The sequence below is a fragment of the Streptomyces sp. ML-6 genome (assembly GCF_030116705.1).
Classification (GTDB): Bacteria; Actinomycetota; Actinomycetes; order Streptomycetales; family Streptomycetaceae; genus Streptomyces.
Map to the genome: position 1 here is coordinate 85112 of NZ_JAOTIK010000003.1, position 16708 is coordinate 101819.

The 16708-nt window shown below is 70.3% G+C and carries 16 protein-coding genes; 8 read left to right on the plus strand and 8 right to left on the minus strand.

What is annotated here, in order from left to right:
• Positions 1 to 106: 106 nt before the first annotated feature.
• Positions 107 to 817: a tectonin domain-containing protein gene (locus OCT49_RS38520; RefSeq protein WP_283856842.1), complete on the plus strand. Its 711-nt coding sequence runs from the start codon at positions 107 to 109 to the stop codon at positions 815 to 817.
• A 393-nt stretch (positions 818 to 1210) separates the two neighbouring features.
• On the opposite strand, the gene OCT49_RS38525 is transcribed toward OCT49_RS38520, so the two are convergent.
• Positions 1211 to 1483 (minus strand): DUF6225 family protein, encoded by a 273-nt coding sequence (locus tag OCT49_RS38525; protein WP_283856843.1) that lies wholly within the window; start codon positions 1481 to 1483, stop codon positions 1211 to 1213.
• 463 nt (positions 1484 to 1946) lie between these two features.
• Between OCT49_RS38525 and OCT49_RS38530 the strand changes: the two genes are divergently transcribed.
• Positions 1947 to 2309 (plus strand): DUF8825 domain-containing protein, encoded by a 363-nt coding sequence (locus OCT49_RS38530; protein WP_283856844.1) that lies wholly within the window; start codon positions 1947 to 1949, stop codon positions 2307 to 2309.
• 94 nt (positions 2310 to 2403) lie between these two features.
• Here OCT49_RS38530 and OCT49_RS38535 read toward each other — a convergent pair whose 3' ends face one another.
• A complete protein-coding gene (locus OCT49_RS38535; RefSeq protein ID WP_283856845.1) occupies positions 2404 to 2661 on the minus strand; it encodes a hypothetical protein in 258 nt (85 codons plus the stop codon).
• Positions 2662 to 2800: 139 nt separating this feature from the next.
• On the opposite strand from OCT49_RS38535, the gene OCT49_RS38540 reads away from it, so the two are divergent.
• Positions 2801 to 3079: a hypothetical protein gene (locus tag OCT49_RS38540; protein WP_283856846.1), complete on the plus strand. Its 279-nt coding sequence runs from the start codon at positions 2801 to 2803 to the stop codon at positions 3077 to 3079.
• 250 nt (positions 3080 to 3329) lie between these two features.
• A complete protein-coding gene (locus OCT49_RS38545; RefSeq protein ID WP_283856847.1) occupies positions 3330 to 3764 on the plus strand; it encodes a GvpU-like protein in 435 nt (144 codons plus the stop codon).
• A 127-nt stretch (positions 3765 to 3891) separates the two neighbouring features.
• Here OCT49_RS38545 and OCT49_RS38550 read toward each other — a convergent pair whose 3' ends face one another.
• The 3 genes from OCT49_RS38550 to OCT49_RS38560 form a co-directional block, all read right to left on the minus strand.
• Entirely contained in the window at positions 3892 to 4086 is a 195-nt protein-coding gene (locus OCT49_RS38550) for a hypothetical protein (protein ID WP_283856848.1), read from the minus strand.
• Between the two features lie 204 nt (positions 4087 to 4290).
• Positions 4291 to 5058: a DUF3800 domain-containing protein gene (locus tag OCT49_RS38555; RefSeq protein WP_283856849.1), complete on the minus strand. Its 768-nt coding sequence runs from the start codon at positions 5056 to 5058 to the stop codon at positions 4291 to 4293.
• 195 nt (positions 5059 to 5253) lie between these two features.
• Complete coding sequence (locus OCT49_RS38560; protein WP_283856850.1) at positions 5254 to 7923, minus strand: ATP/GTP-binding protein; 2670 nt, start codon at positions 7921 to 7923, stop codon at positions 5254 to 5256.
• Between the two features lie 1077 nt (positions 7924 to 9000).
• Here OCT49_RS38560 and OCT49_RS38565 point away from each other — a divergent pair.
• Positions 9001 to 10671 carry an IS1182 family transposase gene (locus tag OCT49_RS38565; protein ID WP_283856851.1) on the plus strand — a complete coding sequence of 557 codons (1671 nt, stop codon included), beginning with the start codon at positions 9001 to 9003 and terminating at the stop codon, positions 10669 to 10671.
• A 52-nt stretch (positions 10672 to 10723) separates the two neighbouring features.
• Here OCT49_RS38565 and OCT49_RS38570 read toward each other — a convergent pair whose 3' ends face one another.
• The gene (locus OCT49_RS38570) at positions 10724 to 10909 is read right to left on the minus strand and encodes a hypothetical protein (RefSeq protein WP_283856852.1); all 186 of its coding nucleotides are present in this window, start codon (positions 10907 to 10909) and stop codon (positions 10724 to 10726) included.
• 171 nt (positions 10910 to 11080) lie between these two features.
• Between OCT49_RS38570 and OCT49_RS38575 the strand changes: the two genes are divergently transcribed.
• Positions 11081 to 11356: a hypothetical protein gene (locus OCT49_RS38575; RefSeq protein WP_283856853.1), complete on the plus strand. Its 276-nt coding sequence runs from the start codon at positions 11081 to 11083 to the stop codon at positions 11354 to 11356.
• On the opposite strand, the gene OCT49_RS38580 is transcribed toward OCT49_RS38575, so the two are convergent.
• Positions 11320 to 13146, minus strand: coding sequence for a zeta toxin family protein (locus OCT49_RS38580; RefSeq protein ID WP_283856854.1), 1827 nt, complete (start codon positions 13144 to 13146; stop codon positions 11320 to 11322). The genes OCT49_RS38575 and OCT49_RS38580 overlap by 37 nt on opposite strands.
• A 149-nt stretch (positions 13147 to 13295) precedes the next feature.
• Here OCT49_RS38580 and tap point away from each other — a divergent pair, with 149 nt between their 5' ends.
• Both tap and tpg read left to right on the plus strand, forming a co-directional pair.
• On the plus strand, positions 13296 to 15461 hold the full coding sequence (tap, locus tag OCT49_RS38585; RefSeq protein ID WP_283856855.1) for a telomere-associated protein Tap: 2166 nt from the start codon (positions 13296 to 13298) through the stop codon (positions 15459 to 15461).
• A gap of 2 nt (positions 15462 to 15463) precedes the next feature.
• On the plus strand, positions 15464 to 16054 hold the full coding sequence (gene tpg / locus OCT49_RS38590; protein ID WP_283856856.1) for a telomere-protecting terminal protein Tpg: 591 nt from the start codon (positions 15464 to 15466) through the stop codon (positions 16052 to 16054).
• 62 nt (positions 16055 to 16116) lie between these two features.
• On the opposite strand, the gene OCT49_RS38595 is transcribed toward tpg, so the two are convergent.
• A complete protein-coding gene (locus OCT49_RS38595) occupies positions 16117 to 16674 on the minus strand; it encodes a hypothetical protein (RefSeq protein WP_283856857.1) in 558 nt (185 codons plus the stop codon).
• Between the last annotated feature and the right edge of the window lie 34 nt (positions 16675 to 16708).

Sequence of the window (16708 nt, forward strand, 5' to 3'; positions counted from 1 at the left end):
TCTTTCCGGCTGGTCCCGCACCAGGGCAAGCAGTCACACCCTCCTTAAGCGTGCCCGGTTCGCTCAGGATGGTGGCAAATGCCGGTCAAGGAAGGGTGATTGCATCATGGCGGACTGGGTGAAGGTCGCGGGAAGTCTCTCGGCCATCTCGGCGGGGTCCAGGACGACGGTGTGGGGTGTGAACGCGGCGAGCGCGATCTACCACTACACGAACTACGACGGAAGCCCCTGGATCAACATCCCGGGAGGCTTGAGTGACATCGGCGCGGCGGCGGACGGCACCGTCTGGGGCGTCAACAGCGGCAACCAGATCTACCGGTACACCGGAGACCAGAGCACGACGAACTGGGTGGGCATCAACGGCAGCCTGGTCCGCATCGACGCGGGCTCCCGGACCAACGTGTGGGGCGTCGACTCCGCCGGCAGCATCTACCGGTACACCAACCACGACGCCAACCCGTGGCTCAAGATCCCCGGCTCACTCAGCGACATCGGCGCTGCGGCGGACGGCACCGTCTGGGGGGTCAACAGCAGCAACCGGGTCTACCGGTACACCGGGGACCAAGACCCCTCCGACCCGTGGGCGGACGTCAACGGAAGTCTGAAGCGGATCGCGGTGGGCTCCCGGACCAACGTGTGGGGCGTCGACCCGGCCGGCAGTATCTACCGGTACACCAACAACGACGCCAGCGGAACCAACCCCTGGATCAAGATTCCCGGCACCGCCACCGACATCGCCGCCGGCGCCGACGGCACCGCCTGGCACATCAACAACGCAGGGGACATCTTCCGCTACACCGGCGACCAGCCCAGCTGATCCCCACCAAGCACTCCCCGCGGCCCTCTGACCGAAATCGGTCGGGGGGCCGCACACGTCGCACGAGCCACCGGACCGACACCGAGGGCTGTCCGGACCTACGGTTCCGCGGCCGAAAGATCGAGCTCTGACAGACGGCCCTCGACAACCCGAAGCCGCGAAAGCGCTGGCGCCTGACCGCAAGGATCAGAAACAGGCACCCAGGAAGAAATCCTCCAGACCCAGCAGCGCCGCACCGGGCACGACGGCACCCTGGAATCCAGCATCCGGGCCGCCCGTCACCGGGCCCGCACCGAGCGCGGCCAGGCCTCCATCGCACCGGCCCGGCCCCGGCACACAACCGCGGCGTGACCCGGCGCAGACCACGCATGCCGAATCAGGGGCGCGTCTCGTTCAGTCGAGGCGGTCGTACGCGCCCGGCTCCCAGTCGACGAACAACGTCAGCGCCTTCTCGGTCTCGGTGCGCTCCGGTTCGGTGGCGGTGGCCGGCCACCAATTCTCGACCCGGTGAGCGTCCACGAGAACACCCCCGCGGTACCCGTCGAAGTCGCCGGGATCTTCCGCGACACCGATGTGGATGGGCGCGTCGTCGGGAAGGTCCTTCAAGGCGTCGCGGAGTTGCGCGGCGTTCCAGATCTGCGGGGCGTGCTCGAAGATTTCAGTCATGGGCGCAGACTCCCGGAGCGGGATCTCCTGGCAGGGGAGGCTCAGCTGTACCCCCGGCCAGAGCACTGGTTCGGGGGCACAGGGGGCCGGGGTGAAAAGCCGATCACCGGTGGGTGGTGAATCAGACCCGGCCGGTAGACACCGTACGTCAGCCCGCGGCAGGCAGGTCCCACAGGCAGGAGAGCCGGCGGCGGGGCGGGGGCAGCCGGAACGGCGGCCGCGGTTCCGCAGACGGCGCCGCTGGGCAGGACCGCGTGAGGAGGGGAGGGCTCGAGGTGTCAGGGGCGGCGGGCGAGGACGTCGTCACTGCGGGTGTCTCGATCCAGGCGGCGGAACAGCAGCTCTGCGCGGATGAGCGCGGCGAGGCTGGCGGAGGAGCCGACGGCGGGGCGGTGCAGACATCGGCCAGCGCTCTGCGGCCTGCCTCCCCGGACTCAAAATCGAACACGCATATCATTCAGGCATGGCTGAAACCCCCTTCCCCGATGATCTCCGCGCTGCTCAGGTCCGTCTGCACGAGGCCACCGCGGAGCTCGCCGCGCTCGGGCGTACCCTGCCCTGGTCCGTGGAGCCGCACACCGGCTGGCCGGGGAAGGAGCACTCGCACACCGGTGAGGTCACGGGCGGCCGGCCGCCGTCGCCGGGCTGGACGGACGAGCAGAAAGCCGCCGTCGACGGGCTGCGCCAGGAATGCCTGGCACTGTCGGAGACCGTCAGCACCCACCCGTACTGGGGATCGTTCACCGGCGGGGACCTGGTGGACCGGCGGATGAAACTGAAGGCGACCACGCGGTCGGAAGTCGCTCTCCCGGTTGACGTGGCCTGACCCGACGCTGCCCGTTCTCAGGACGACCGACGACTGCTCCGTGGCGCCCGCTGACGGCGAGGCTGGCTCTGCCCCCGGGGCGGCGGTTGCCCTGTCAGCTCTCCGCCCGCGTTCCTGCACCGTGGCCGTAGGTGCGAGAGCCGGGATCCGGTGCCGCAGGGCGGTGGCCGAGCACGCCGCGGGCGCGCATGTCGGCGAGCGAGTCGAGGTCGGGGCGGTACAGGGCGCCCCCGTTCAGATCCGCGTCGGCCGCCTGGACCCGTGGAGGAACGGGGCCGGGGACAGTGCTGTCCGTCGCGGCGGGGGAGCGGTGTTCGGCGGGGCCGGGGCCCAGCCGGCGGCGGGTCGTCATGCTCCCCGATCGTACGGACCACCGCCGAGGAGACCGTCGCCACGTCCTGCAACCACCGCATATACCTGCCCCCAGGGACCGGCGGACCGGAATCCGGAAGACCGGCCACGGCCGCAACCCTCACTCCTACCGTGAGGGCATGACACGTGATCACCTCACCGCGCCTGCCGCGGCGCTGACCGCGCGGGCCGAGTACCACTCCGACTGGCACGTCTATGTCGACGACCCCGTCGACGGCCCGCTCGGCTACTGCACCGGCACCGGACCCGACGAGGATTTCGACCCTGCCGCAGCCACCCAAGCCCTGGAACGGGACGGGTGGCGGGTCACCGGCCCCTGGACGGCGACCCCACCGACAGATGAGGCGCCGTTCATCGCGACGGTTGAACGGGCCGGGGACCGGAGCGGGGTCTCCTGACAGCGGAGACACGGCTGCGCCCCCGACCAGAGCGCACTGGTTCGGGGGCGCAGAGGGCTGGGGTGAAAAGCCGATCACCAGCGGTGGGTCAGGCCCAGCCGGCGGACATCGTACCGTCGGCGCTCCACCCTCAGCCTGCCCGGCGCATTTCACCGGAGGGGCCCACCAGACCATGGCCGGCCCCGCATCACCGGCACGCGTGCGGGACATACTTGACCCAGACACTCAACTGGCAAGGGAGAATGGCGCGTTGTCGTGGAAAGACGCGGTCCAGCCCGTCCTGCGGATGCTGCTCCAGCCGGAGACCTGGACCGACCCGCACCTGGAGACGCTGCGCCTGGGCGCGGAGCACGAGGACATCGAGGCCGAGGACATCGTGGTGACCCTGGCCGTGGGCGGCGGCCTGGTGACCGGCACCCTGGTCTCCACCAACACCTGGGAACACCTGCACCTGCGCCAGCTCGGTGACCACGACGACACCCTGCGCCGGGTCGCACGCCACGCGATCGGGCACTTGGACGAGGCCGCGGAGAAAGGCCGGCGCCGCCGCGAGGTCGACCCCCGCTTCCTTCACCTGCAGGACGTGACCCACCGCTCCGGCCGGGCCACCCACACCCTGCCGACCTGGCGCGGCCCGATCTCGGCAGTCAGCGGCTGGACCCTCGGCGAACCCGAAAAGAACTGACCCACGACCGCCGCGCATACCTGCCCCCAGGAACCGGCGGACCGGAATCCGGAAGACCAGCCACGGCCCCGATGAGTTCTCGCCTGTCACGCGCAGGAATGAGGGGAGAGGCGGGACAGCCGTCTTATCAGGCGTTGGCCTGCGACTTCGGGGTTCGGAAGCGGGTTGTGAACAAGCCGCCCTGCGGTGGCGTGGTGCGGGAGGCAGCGGCGGCGAACTGCGCGAGGGTCTCCTTCGATGCCTGTTCCAGGGCCCGGCGCAGCGGCATGGAGGTTTTGGAGCAGAGGCTCGGCCGCTGCTGGAGGACGGCGGCTGTCGGCAATGGAATCGTGGTTGATGAGTGCGACCGCAGCGTCTTGACCTGCTGTTTCTTCAGTGCTTTCGGCTGTTTTGCTGGCTCTTTCTGTTGCTTTCGTGGGCTGCTCCTGGCATGCTTGATTCTCGCAAGGTCCCATGCGTCCGATTGAGGATGCCCAGGGGATCTTGCTCTCGTGGGCCCCCGGTTTTCGCCGGGGGTTTCTGCGTTCTAGAGCTTGGTGTCGTTGTCGGCCCAGACGATGCCGTCAGTTCCGTGACCGGGAAGCCAGTGGCCGGCCAGGCGCTTGTATGCCTTCGACATGAGGCCGACCGGAGTCATCTTCGGCCAGATCTCGGGCTGCTTCAGCGCCAGATGATGGAAGGCGGCGTATCCGACCAGGTCAGCGGCCTGAATGAACTGGCTGTACTTGCTGTCCTGCATGACGGGATCTTCCAGTACCCGGCGGGAGGCCAGCGGGAGCCCGCGGTGGGCGTCGCGGTAGGGCTTGGCGTTGCGGATGGCCTGTTCCCATGCGGCCCGGGCGTTCTCGGGGGTCAGCGCGTCGGTGTCGAGGGGCCCGGACAGGCCATCGAACATGATCATGACGCGGGTGTCCTGGTCGAGGGCCCATGCTTCCAGGTGGTTCACGAAGGACTGGTACACCTCTGCCACCTGTGTGGTGCGGCCGGCCACGGTGAGAACCCGAAGGCTTTCGCAGCGGGCGAGCTGCTTGAGCATGAGGTCGTGAGCAGCCATGCGCGCGGAACGGCTGAAGCGCCTGTTCTGTTCCTCGGTCGCACAGGGGCGGCCGCGCCCTTTCACCAGCTGGTTGGCGTGCAGCTCCGTGTTCTTGGGGACGCCCCACTCTTCTTCCAGCTTGCGCCGTCCTTCGAGCCAGTGGTGGAGCAGGTCGTTCCACCCTTCTTCTGGGACGAGAAGGCCAGTCAGGGTGCGGCCTTGGTCGGCCCCGGAGTCGTCGGCGTAGCAGAAGTACACGAGCGGAATATATGGCCAGCGGATCGGCTGGGGGAAACCGCCTTTGCCTGCCCGGGCAGGACGGCCGCCATCGCGCCTGGTCCGTGGCTGTTCCCTTCTGGCGTCAGCGGTTCAGCGGGGCCGGGGCCTGCTGTGGGGTGTCCGGGATGGGCCCGGTTCTGCGGCGGGGTGCCCGGAGAACCGCCCGGCGTGCTGTCATCGGCCGGCCTGTTGCCCGCGGCGGGAGATGACCAGGGCCCGCCACCGTTCCCGAGTGCGTGCCTGCCCGTCCAGCCACCGGGCTCCGGAGTCCTGGTCGAGGGGCACGTCGGCCATGAACTGGGCGATGTCGGCGTAGTACGTGTAGTGGTCGCGGGTGAGGTCGCGCAGCCGGGAGATCGCGGCGCCGGCCCGGGTGCGGTCGTTTCGGACGGCGTGGTGGAAGCACTCGGCGAGGTGGGCCATGGCCTGGGCGGAGACGATGCCGGCCGCGGCGGCTTCCGCCTGCAGGGCGCGGGCGCGGTCCTCCACGTCCGGGGTGGTTCCCGCGTCGCGTACGAGGGCGGCGATCTGGGTGGTCAGGGTGGTGGCGCGCAGGTCGAGTCCGTCCAGCAGCTGCTGGGCGGACTCGAGTTCGTCGTCGGCCCGGCGGGGGTCGGTGAAGGCGAGGACGAAGGCCCGCTGGGCCTGGGAGGTGGCCCGTTCACCGGCGACGCCGTGCTGTTCGGCGTCGTGGCGGGCTGCTCCGTAGGCGGTGGCAGCTTGGTTCATGTCGCCCTGGACCCACCACACGTCGCCCATGACGCGGTGGTGACGGCCGGGCCAGCCGAGGGTTCGGGCAGTGGCCAGGGCGGTGGGGAAGTCTCCGTCGAGGCGGGCCAGGTGGGCCAGGCCCCGCCGGCCGGCCGGTGCGAGCCGGCCGCCGCCGTCGGCCACCAGCTGCATCCCCCGGCGGGAGGCACCGGTGCGCCCGAGGTCGCGCTGGGCCTTGGCCAGGTAGTAGATGCCCATCTCGTGCAGGTCCGCGGGCAGCAGCCCGGCCGCGGTGACCGCGGTGAGACGCTCGGCGGTGCGCTCGCGGTGCTCGTGCTGCCGGCGGGCGAGCGTGCTGAGCAGCTCCACCAGGGCATCGGCGGACGTCTCCAGACTGCCGGCCTGCTCGGGCCGGGCCGTGGGGGCGAGCGGTTCCCACACCGAGTCGCTGACGTAGGCCCAGGCGGCGTCGGCGAGCCAGTCGAGGTCGAGGCGGAAGTCGCGGGCGACGGCCAGGCCCTGGCGCAGACAGCCGGTCAGCAGCATGCGGTCCGGGCCGGTCGCGTTGTTCCACTGCTCGCCCAGGGCGGCGAAGGCGCGCTGGGCGGCCTGGCGCCAGTCGCGTGGTGACCACCGGTCGTCGGAGTGGTCATCAGCGGTGCGGATGGTGGAGCGGATCAGCCCGTGCAGGTGGAAGGGCCACAGGCCGAACGGGTTCTCCCGGACGAAGGGGCGCTCGACCAGCCGCATCGCCGGTGCCTCGTGGGTCATGCCCGCGGCCCGGGTCGCCAGGTTCAGGTCGAAGGAGTCCAGGAGAGCGACGGAGCGCAGGACGTGGCGCTCGTCGGGGGTGAGGTCGGTCAGGGTGCGGGCGATCAGGGCGGGGAAGTCGTGGTCGAAGTCGGCCGGCTGCGGGGTGCGGCCGGTGCGGCGGATCTCCAGGAACCGGGAGACCGCGAGATCGAGGTGGAGGGGCAGGCCGTGGGAGCGTTCGGCGATCACCGCACGCACAGGTTCACCGATCAGGGGCCGGCCGTCGCGGGTCAGCCGCCGGGCGAGGTAGTCCTCGCAGTCCTCCGGGCTGAAGTCCCCGATCAGGACCTGCCGCCCCCGCCCCGTACCGGCGGCCGCAGGCCGGGGGAGGGGGATGTCATGGGCGGCCAGGCCGGGCCATGCCGAAGGGCCGGTCCAGTCGAGCTGCCCCTGCAGCCCCTCCTGGGCCCACTGCAGCCGGGAACGTCCGGCGATGATGAAGAACACGTTCGGCATGAGCCACACCACACGCTGCAGGAGCCGCTCCAGATCACGGTGAGTGCGGTCACCGATGTCCTCGAAGGTGTCCAGCAGCACCACCGGCACGACCCGCTTGCCCGCCGGGAGCCGGGAAAGCTCCCAGGCCAGCAGGTGCGGGTAGTAGGACAGGGCATCCACACCGGGTTCGGCCTGCAGGAGGTCGGCCAGACGCGCACACCCCGCCAGAGCACGTACGGACTGCCGCCGCTCGCGCAATGCCCGTACCAGCGAGCCGGTCACCTCCCCGACGACCGACCCGACGGTGCCGGGCAGGAGCAGCGCCTGGGCGACGTCTGCGAGCGCGGACTGCATCTGCTGCGGCAGCGCCTTCCCCGCCCGGGAGGCGAGGCCGCCGCGGCGCAGGTACTCCTCCAGGGGCTCGCCGGGATGCTGGTGTTCCCAGTAGCGGCGCAGGGCGAGGTCGAAGGCGGGCAGGGGGCGGCCGAGTTCGGCGAGGGCGAGCCGGATGGTGAGGACGACGCGTTCGAAGTCGGTGCCGGCCGCGCGGGCGAGGTCGATCCTGATGGGCAGGATCCGGGCCTGGGGCCAGGTGGGCTCGTCCCACTGGGAGGGGCGTTCCCCGGATCCGGCGAGAGCGGCTTCGAGTTTCCGGGAGAGCGTCGACTTCCCGATGCCGCCCACGCCGTGGAAGACCAGCACGTTACGCCGGGGCGCTTCGAGGTCCTCGACGTCGAAGCCGGGATCGGCGATGTGCTGAAGGTGCTCGGTGAGCGCCGCTGCCGCGATCTGCCACTGGCCCTGCCGGTTCGTGAACGCCTCCTCGACGCCCAGCTGCCGGTCGTTCGAACTGAACAGCGCCCGCAGATCCCGGCCCGCCATGCCAACCCCCTTGGTGATCACCTGGCACCAACCTATGCCCGCCACACGGGCCTTCAAGGACAGCATCCCCTGACCAGTGGTGCGGACACAGCACCGTCTTCCCGCCCCGGCAGACGACGCGTCATCCAGGGCCTCTCAGAGCGGCCCTGAATGCGGGCCGACTGGACCGGGTACTTCTCAGACCTGCACACGGGATACGTGGCCGGGTACGACATCGACGTCATCGGATTGATCCCATGGGCCTTGGCCAGGAGCGCGGGCAGAGGCTCATCATGCTGCCGCCCGGCACCGAGTTCATGGGTGCAGTGCACTTTGAAAAGGCCGCCACGACCCGCGAAGAGGTCGACGAAAAGGTCCTCACGCCCTGCGAAGGAATCGGCAGGGGCGCGATGCTTTGCATGTCATCTGGGGCGACATGCTGTTCGGCGGCCTGCCCTGCCAGCGAGTTTCGAGGTGGCGGGTCAGAGCCCTGAAAAGCTGCTCTGACCTGCTACTTCAGATGACAGAACACCAACCCGCCTGCTGCTGGTCGCACTTGTCGGATGAGAACACCGGACGGGGGGCGCTTCGTGTGTCGCCCCGCAGACGTAGAGTCGGGGATGCCAAAAGCCCTTCGGGAGGACGACGAAGGGAGATCCCACCGCGAGGTTGCTTTGGACGGCTGGCCCCGCCGGGATCTCCCTCTCGCCTGTCGTAGGGCTGCCTGTCTCGTGTGAGGAGAGTGGAACCCCTTGACGCACATTGACCGTACCCCAGAGCACCCTCATTCCACCGTCCGGCTTGCCTGGGCCGTCACAGCCACCGGGCTGGTCTCGATCGTGGCTGTGGTGATTCTGACCCTGGCGCACAACACCGAGGCCGCAACAGCCGTGGCGACCATCGGGGGGTCGGTGACCGTGGTCGGAGGAGCCCAGGCAGGCCTGCGCTCCCGCCGGTAGCCGTGGGGTGAACACGGTGAGCAGCAAAGCCCCGGACCGTTTCGGATGCTGTTGGTTTATTCGGGGCCTGGCGTGACGTCGGCCTTCAAGACCCGGTTGTGGTCTTGAAGGCCGACGTTGTCGTATGGGGTGGGTGCGGATGTCGATGCAGCCGAAGGGATCTGGAGAGATCCCGGCGGAGACGGTGCGGGTGGCGCGGGCCGCGTTCCCGAAGGGGAGCCTGGCGGTCCGGGTGCGGGACGAGCTGGGGTTGTTGTTCACGGACGAGGAGTTCGTGGATCTGTTCCCGGTGCGGGGCAGGCCTGCCTGGTCACCGGGTCGGCTCGCGCTGGTACTGGTGTTGCAGTTCGTCGAAGGGCTCACCGACCGGCAGGCCGCGGAAGCGGTCCGGGCCAGGATCGACTTCAAATACGCCCTCGGACTGGAGCTGGACGATCCGGGGTTCGACTTCTCGGTGCTGTCGGAGTTCCGGGACCGGCTGGTGGAGGCTGATGCCGGGCGGCGGGTGCTGGACGGCATCCTGGTCGCGGCCCGGGAGAAGGGCCTGCTGAAGACGGCGGGCCGGGCCCGCACCGACGCCACGCATGTGCTGTCGGCGGTGCGGGAGCTGTCCTGGCTGGAGATGGTGGCCGAGACCCTGCGCTCGGCGCTCAACGCGCTTGCCCAGGCTGCCCCGGACTGGCTGACGCGGGTCGCGGAGCCGGACTGGTTCAGGCACTACGCCACCAGGGCCGAGGACTCCCGGTTTCCCAAGGCTCGTGCCAAGCGTGATGAGGTGGGCTTGCGGGTCGGTCGTGACGGGATGCGTCTGCTTGAGGCGGTCTTCGCCGCAGACGCACCGGCCGGTCTCGGCGCCCTGACGGAGGTGGAGACCTTGCGGCAGATGTGGGTCCAGCACTTCCACCGGGTGGAGGGCGAGGTGAGGCGGCGGGACCCAAAAGACCGCCCGCCGGGCGCGTTGCGCCTGGTCACCCCCTATGACACCGAGGCCCGGGGCAGCGTCAAACGGGACACTCTGTGGGACGGATACAAGGTCCACCTGACCGAGACCTGCGAGCCGCAGACGCCGAACCTGATCACTAACGTGGCCACCACCCTCGCCACCGTCCACGACAGCGTGACCGTCCCCGAGATCCATGACGCGCTGGCCGAACGGGACTGCCTGCCCGATGAGCACTGGGTCGATGCCGGATATCCCACCGCCGGCCAGGTCGTGACCGCCAGACGGGAGCACGGCATCGTCCTGCACGGGCCGATGGCCGCCAACACCGCCGTGTCGGCCGACGGCCCTTTCGGACAGGACGCCTTCACCATCGACTGGGACCGCGAGCGGGTGACCTGCCCGAACGGCGTCGTCAGTACGCAGTGGGCCGAGCGGCGTTCCCAGCAGGGCCTGCCCGTCATCCGGGTCCGCTTCAGCCCGGCCGACTGCCGCCCCTGCCCTCACCTGCGCGACTGCGTCAACTCACCCACAGCCCAGCGCCGTGAGCTCAACCTCCGGCAGGGCCGCGACGAACACGAAACCGTCCGCACGGCCCGAGCCGAGCAGCGAACCGATGCCTGGAAGGAGCGGTACAAGATCCGTGCCGGTGTCGAGGGCACCATCTCCCAGGCCGTCGGGCGCTGCGGCCTGCGCCAATCCCGCTACCGAGGCCTCGCGAAGACCAGCCTCCAGCACCAGCTCACCGGCGCCGCGATCAACCTCGCCCGCATCGACGCCCACATCACCGGCCAGCCACGGGCCCGCACCCGCACCAGTCACTTCGCAGCACTTCGCCCCGCCGATCAAACGATCGACGGGGCGAAGTAGGCAGGCCCCGGATTAACCAACAGCATCCGTTTCGGTTCGGGGCTTTGCTGCGTCACCGGCCTGAGGCGTTCTGCTCGCCGGGCAGCCGGCGGGCGTAGACGGCCTCCTCGGGATGGGTGGTGGTACGGAGCTTGATCCACGCGGTGCCGTGGTCGATCCCGGTCATACGTGAAAGCCGCCTGGCCTGCCATGAAGTAATGGGAGAGAAGATCCAGCGGCGTCGGGTGAGCTGATCCATGCCGCGATTCATACCCGTCTCGCCAGCCGCCCACCGCCGGTCCCGACGGGTTGCTCTGCCCACCGGAGGAACACCCTGCCGGTTATGCCCTGCGGGCAGGCCTTCGTGCTGCGCACCCCGGGGACAATAGCGCCTTCCCCCTTTTCTTTTGAGATCTGCAAGGAGTGCAAGGTGACCGATCCCGAGACCCCCGACTTCTCCGGCCTGGAGGGCGGCGAGGAATCCCAGGCCGCGGACATCGTCCGGGACGTGGTGCTCTGGTACAGCACCCGGATCGCCGCGGAGCGCAGGGCCGCGGTGCCCGATGAGGAGCTGCTCAAGGAACTGAAGGCCGGCAGGCAGGCGGCGCTCGCCGACCAGGCCCAGCTGGCGACCGCCGACCCGCAGGAGGCGGCCCGGATCGCCGCGGTCTACGCGGCCCGGCTGAAGGAGCTCAACAAGCCGTAGCCCGATGCCCGGTGCGGTACGGGCAGGGACCGGGCGGGCGGGTGGGGGCGGCCGAGCCGGGGCGGTTGCATCCGCGCGGGCATCAGGGGACGGGCGAGCGCGGCGATGTCGTCCAGCTCGTCCTGGTGCTGCGGCAGCGCCTTGCGCAGCGCCTGGTGGAGCCGGAGGAAGGCGGCGGCCTCCTGTTCGGTGTACGGGCGCAGCTGTTCGGCCGTCAGGGCCCACGATGCCCGTCCGGCCGCGCCCGCCTCGTGGCGCAGCAGTGCCTGCCCGTCGCGGCGGATCACCGTCACGGCCGCGATCGCCGGATGCTGTTCGGCGGCGGCGGTGACGTCGGTCAGGGCCCGGAAGCATGTGCCGTGCCCGGCGCGGGTGGTGAACCGGGGATGGCCGCCGATCTGCAGGGCGCGCGCATACCGCAGTGCCGTCGACAGCAGGCTGTCCGCCTCGCGGACGGCCAGGACGACGAGTTCGACCGGATAGCCGTCGGCCGCGAACGGCAGGGCGCTGGAGAGGAACTCTTGCACGCTGCCCGGTGCGCCCTCGATGAGTACGTCGCCGCGCTGGTGGCGTACGTACTGTTCGGCCCGGGTGAACCAGGCCCGGTAGTCGGCCCGGATCGCGGCCCCGGCGTTGCGGGGGTCCTCTTTCAGCAGCCGCAGGTAGTCCGGGTGCGAGGCCTTGAAGTCATCACCGACCAGATGGGTCGTTCCCGGCCGCATGGCCCGGCGGACCGTCCTGGCCGTCAGGAGCTTTCCGGCCCCCGGCTGGCCCAGCACGTACACCGCCCGTGGATCGTCCCGGGCGATGATGCCGCTCAGGTACGACGGGGCGATCAGCTCGTCGAAGACCCACCGGTGCTCGCTGTCCGAGAGCCGGTGGTAGTCGACTCCGGGCGCGCGTCGGCGGGGCTGGGCGATACGGCGGACCGGTTCGGCGAGCGCCGCGGCACGGGCGACGTCACGGTGAACGGCCAGCCGCTCGTCCTCGGGCAGATCCCGGTGCACCCGCACCTCGGCATGGGCCAGCTCACGGTGGAAGACGCCCGTCTCCCTGGCGCTCCAGGGCCGGTGCTGTTCGAGCACCACGGCTTTGTCGGCGGCTGTCCTGCGATCCCAGGTGCCGTCGACGAGCTCGTTGTCGTACAGCACGGTGCCGTCGCGCCGCACGACGGTGATCCGGTCGGCCAGCCGCTCGGCCTCGATGGCCGCCAGCGTCTTCGGCAGTTGCGCCACGCACGTGTCGTGGTTGTCCCAGGCCACATACCGTGCACCCTCGCCGGTGGCCGCCCCGGTCAGCAGACGGTCCAGGATCCCGAGCTGGCTCCACGCCTCAGCGGTCGCGACCACGAGGATCTCGATGCGGTGACCGGAGCACCGGTAGGCGGCGGACGAGGCACGGAACTCCGAAGGGCTGGCGAGAGCGGATTCGACGACCGCGTCGAACCGGCGCGCGCGGACATGCTCTTCGACCTGGGCCTGCCAGTGGCTGGTGTCCGGCCGCACCTTGGCACCAGCGGTGCGGACATCGGCGGCCAGGAACCCGGCGTACTCACGGTGCACGGGCTTGTAGAGGTCGCGGCAGACCCGCACGGACCCGCCCCGCCGGTCAAGAACCGCCTGAACCACGTCCGCCAGCCCGGTCTTCCCGGCCCCGGGCTGACCACCGACGAAGACGACGACCGGCTGCTCCTGCACCGCAGCCGTGCCCGCCGCCGCCGGAATGATCTGGCAGCGCAACACCTCCCAGCGCTCCTCCTGGCTCAACTCCACCGAGCCGGACCTCTCCATCAACTCCTCCTGCCTGAAGGGGTGTTCACCGACCTCACACCCATCTGACGCCAGATTACCAGATCTTCGAAAGGGTTAAATATTCAGGTTAAAGAAACCATCGCGGAAGGGTTAAAATGTGCTACGGTCCAGGCTGGAAGGAGAGCCACATGGCAACTGAGGAAGAGCTGTTCGCGAACATCGACGCCCTGCTGGCGGAGGAGCCGCAGCTCCCGCCCCCAGCGGAGCGCGCCCGGCTCCGCGAGGCCGCTGGCATCACCCAGGCCCGCCTCGCGACCGCGCTGAAGACCACGACACAGACGGTGAAGAACTACGAGAACGGCAGGAGCGAGCCGAGGCCGCCGCGGCTGGAGGCGTACCAGCGGCTGCTGAAGGGGTGGGCGGCGAAGTACCCCGCCAACGGCGCCCCCGCCGCACCCGCCCCGGCCCCACCCGTCGCGCAGCGGCCCGAGGCGCCGGCCGCGTTCACCGGCCCGGCCGCCCCCGAGCAGACGGAGGCCGCCGCACCCGCACAGGCTCCTGTCCCGGCCGCGCCGGCCGTGGCGGGGCGTCCCGCCCGGTCGGCCGCGGCCGCGCGTCCGGCGGCGGCGTCGTCGCGGCGCCCGGCCGCGAAGAAGGCCGCCAAGCCCGCCAGGCCCGCCGTCGACTCGCGCTTCCCGCACGGCCCGCTCGCCGTGCTGGACGGTGACGGGTCCGCGTACGGCACGGGTGGGATCGTGCTGGACTGCCCCGCGACCACGGTGCCCGAGCTGGTCGAGTGGACGCTGCGCGAGTCCGGCCTCGGCGCGCCGAGGCTCCACCGCTACGGCAAGGACAGCGACCCGCTGATCGTCCTCACGGCGGCGGCCGCGGTGAAGCTCGGGCTACCCGAGCGCCTGGAGGGCCACGAGCAGCGCCGCTCCCTGCGCCTCCCGGAGGATCACCCGGTCGTCAAGCAGGTCACCAAGGCCCGCTGGCAGTTGACCCAGCGCGGGTTCGGCCCGTGGGCCAGGATCTACCGCAAGGCGCAGGGCCGCGAGCGGCAGTGCGTGCAGCTGGCGATCCTGTCCTGGGACGCCCTCGACGAGCGCTCCTGGCCCGGCGTGAGCGAGATGGAGCCGGCCGACATCGCCCGCGTCCTCGGGGTGTACGCGACCCGGGTCATCACCCCGCGCGGCTCCACCGCCGTCTCCGGCCTGGAGCTGATGACCGCGCTGCGCCCGCCGACGAGGGCGGTGCAGGATGCGGAGAGCGGGAACTGGGTGCCGGGCCACAACCCCGGCTCGCTGGGGACGGAACCGATGGACCCGGCGCCGCCGGAGGCCACCCCCGAGCACCCCGTCGTCGTCAACTCCTGCTGGAGCGGCGGGTTTTTGAACGAGGAGGCCTACCAGTGGGTGCGGCCGGTGGACATGCTCACCGACGAGGAGTGCACCCTGCCCTTCGCGGTCGGCCTGGACCTCAACACCGCGTTCCTCGCGGCCGCCGCGAGGCTCACGGTCGGCCTGTCCGCCCCCGACCACTTCGTCGGCCCGAAGTTCAACCCGAAGATCCCCGGGAGCTGGCTGGTCGACCTCAGCCACATCGAGCTGGACCCGCGCCTGCCCAGCCCGTTCACCCCGGACGGCTCCCGCCCGACCGGCCCGGCCTGGTACCAGACGCACACCGTCGCCTACGCCCAGGAGCTCGGCCACGACGTGCACCCGCTCGAGGCGTACCTGCGCCGCGAGACCGGCGCGTACCTGGATCCGTGGCACGACCGGCTCAAGACCGCCTACGTCGACACCCTCGCCGACCTCGGCGTCACCAAGGACCTCACCGACGCGGAGTTCCTGGCCGCGATGGAGCGGCACAAGCAGGTCGACCCGGCGCTGGCCGCCGTCCTGTCCGCGATCAAGGCCACGGTCAAGGGCGGTGTCGGCAAGCTCCGCGAGCGCCCGCAGGGCCGCCACTACAAGGAAGGGGAGCGGTGGCCGGCCCTGGAGCGGCCGACGTGGCGCCCCGACATCCGCGCCGCCGTCATCTCCAAGGCCCGGGTCAACATGCACCGCAAGCTGCTGAACATGTCCCGGATGACCGGGCTGTTCCCGCTCGCCGTGCTGTCCGACTGCGTCGTCTACCCCAGCCCGGGCGAGAGCCCGCTCGACTTCCTCCCATACGCGGCCTCGGGCAAGCCGCAACCGGGCGGGTTCCGGCTCGGGCCCACGCCGGGCCTGGCGAAGGTGGAGGGCGTGCAGTCGATGCTGTGGGCGGTCGACCTGATGGAACAGGGCCTCAACCCCGCCCGGCACATCAAGGGCGGCGGACATGACGCGTCGCTGGACGAAGGAGAGTAGCCGTGGCACGCAACATCCAGCCGGGCACCGCGGATGCCGACGACGCCCTGGTCGTCGACGCGATCGAACGCACCGCCCAGGAGGCGTTCACCGCCGCCCCGCCCAAGAGCCTCCAGGCCCAGGTCAACTTCCTGGTGAAACAGCTCAAGACGACCAAGGCCGTCGCCGCCGAACTCGGCATCAGCCAGCGCTCCGTCGAGCGCTACCGCAAGGGCCAGCGCAAAAACCCGCCGAAGAACATCGCGGCCCGGATCGAGACCGCGGTCCGGGCCCGCTGGCAGCCCAGGATCCGTCAGCGCGCGAAGAAACGGGCCGCGACCAGCACCGGCATCACCATCGAAACCCGCGCCACCTTCGGCTACCGGGCCCCCGTCGGGACCACCGACGAAGGCCGCCAGCGCCGCCTCACCATCCACCTCCCCGCCCACTACGCCAGGCGCCTCTTCGACGCACAGCAGGGCATCGGCGACCAGACACCGAACGAAGTGATCGCCGACGGAATCAAAGAAATCTATTTCCAGGACGGCGGACACCGCGCCCAGGACCTGGAAGTGGAATTCACAGGAATCGACTACATCGACGTTTCCTACTGAAAAAGAAAGCCCTGCCCCCGGCATTGCAGCTGCCGGGGGCAGGGTTTTTCAGTATCGCAGGGTCAGCGGGAACAGTGCGCGCAGGACGGGGTGCCGGCGAACGCGCGGTCCGCCGCGGCGACGTCGCGGCCGGTGAGATGCGCGGCCGCGTCCAGCGAGGCAGACAGCGGACGGCCGGCGCTGGGCTGGTAGGGCTTGTCGGTGACGAGGTACCGGTCAGTTGCTGCGGCGTATGCTCCCGGCTTCTTCCGGTAGAGATCATCTGCTCGGCTGGCGCGGCGCCACTGCGACTCGGCACTACCCCATTTCTGCTCCGCCTCCTCCGCACTCATGCGGGCTGCTTCGCCGATGACCTCCCAACCAGTTCCCCGGACCCGCTCGGCGATCACCGCAGCCGTCACGAACGTGCCTTCCACCGATCTCTCCGCGCGCACCGCCTGGCGCACGTAGTCACCGCTCTGCGCCAGGTCCTCGCTCACCATCTGCGCGAACTTTCCGTAGCGTGCCGCACGGCTTTCGGCGGCCCTCACCATCGTGATCCTGGCGATGTCGGAGTCGGTGAAGCTGTCGGCCGGCAACTGCCGCGGGTTCACCGGAACGGTGTCAGTCTCGCTGCTCATGGCGCGGATCGTAGAGGTACTCCGCTGCCTCACG

Bases quoted from the DNA above. Each gene is read 5' to 3' on its own strand.
- OCT49_RS38520 (WP_283856842.1), top strand. From the start codon at position 107: ATGGCGGACTGGGTGAAGGTCGCGGGAAGTCTCTCGGCCATCTCGGCG.
- OCT49_RS38525 (WP_283856843.1), bottom strand. From the start codon at position 1,483: ATGACTGAAATCTTCGAGCACGCCCCGCAGATCTGGAACGCCGCGCAA.
- OCT49_RS38530 (WP_283856844.1), top strand. From the start codon at position 1,947: ATGGCTGAAACCCCCTTCCCCGATGATCTCCGCGCTGCTCAGGTCCGT.
- OCT49_RS38535 (WP_283856845.1), bottom strand. From the start codon at position 2,661: ATGACGACCCGCCGCCGGCTGGGCCCCGGCCCCGCCGAACACCGCTCC.
- OCT49_RS38540 (WP_283856846.1), top strand. From the start codon at position 2,801: ATGACACGTGATCACCTCACCGCGCCTGCCGCGGCGCTGACCGCGCGG.
- OCT49_RS38560 (WP_283856850.1), bottom strand. From the start codon at position 7,923: ATGGCGGGCCGGGATCTGCGGGCGCTGTTCAGTTCGAACGACCGGCAG.
- OCT49_RS38565 (WP_283856851.1), top strand. From the start codon at position 9,001: ATGTCGATGCAGCCGAAGGGATCTGGAGAGATCCCGGCGGAGACGGTG.
- OCT49_RS38570 (WP_283856852.1), bottom strand. From the start codon at position 10,909: ATGGATCAGCTCACCCGACGCCGCTGGATCTTCTCTCCCATTACTTCA.
- OCT49_RS38580 (WP_283856854.1), bottom strand. From the start codon at position 13,146: ATGGAGAGGTCCGGCTCGGTGGAGTTGAGCCAGGAGGAGCGCTGGGAG.
- tap (WP_283856855.1), top strand. From the start codon at position 13,296: ATGGCAACTGAGGAAGAGCTGTTCGCGAACATCGACGCCCTGCTGGCG.
- OCT49_RS38595 (WP_283856857.1), bottom strand. From the start codon at position 16,674: ATGAGCAGCGAGACTGACACCGTTCCGGTGAACCCGCGGCAGTTGCCG.